The sequence below is a fragment of the Paenibacillus sp. Pae15 genome, assembly GCF_024519685.1.
In the GTDB taxonomy this organism is placed as follows: domain Bacteria; phylum Bacillota; class Bacilli; order Paenibacillales; family NBRC-103111; genus Paenibacillus_G; species Paenibacillus_G naphthalenovorans.
The window spans coordinates 1-827 of sequence record NZ_JALJRM010000079.1 but is presented as its reverse complement, the minus strand read 5'-3'; the positions used below and the strand labels follow the sequence as shown (position 1 = coordinate 827).

At 53.4% G+C, this 827-nt stretch carries 1 rRNA gene; it reads left to right on the top strand.

Annotated features, from left to right (window positions below):
* Positions 1-88: 88 nt before the first annotated feature.
* Positions 89-827 (top strand): 23S ribosomal RNA (locus tag NR121_RS24940); the annotation flags it as partial.

Here is an 827-nt window from a genome sequence, read left to right as displayed (position 1 = left end):
AAGCAAAATGCTGAATCATCCCGCTGCGATTTTCGTAAGAAAATCGTCAGCAGCCGATACGTAAGTGTCGGTACCGAATAACCAAATTGGTTAAGCTAATAAGAGCACACGGAGGATGCCTAGGCGCCAGGAGCCGATGAAGGACGTGGCGAACGACGAAATGCCTCGGGGAGCCGTAAGCAGGCTTTGATCCGGGGATGTCCGAATGGGGAAACCTGCGTATCGTAATAGATACGTACCATGCAGTGAATACATAGCTGCATTGGAGGCAGACGAGGGGAACTGAAACATCTAAGTACCCTCAGGAAAAGAAAACAAAAGTGATTCCGTCAGTAGCGGCGAGCGAAAGCGGATTAGCCCAAACCAGGGGGCTTGCCCCCTGGGGTTGTGGGACGTCAACGTGGGTTGAGCAGAGTAGGTGAAGCGGTCTGGAAAGGCCGGCCAGAGAAGGTAACAGCCCTGTAGCCGAAATTCTGCGAAAGCCCTAGACGGATCCCGAGTACCGCGAGACACGTGAAACCTCGTGGGAATCCGGCAGGACCATCTGCCAAGGCTAAATACTCCCTGGCGACCGATAGTGAAGCAGTACCGTGAGGGAAAGGTGAAAAGAACCGCGGGAGCGGAGTGAAAGAGAACCTGAAACCGTGTGCTTACAAGAAGTCAGAGCCCGTTAAAGGGTGATGGCGTGCCTTTTGTAGAATGAACCGGCGAGTTACGTTTGCAAGCGAGGTTAAGGTGAGAAGCCGAAGCCGCAGCGAAAGCGAGTCTGAATAGGGCGAATGAGTTTGCAGGCGTAGACCCGAAACCGTGTGATCTACCCCTGTCCA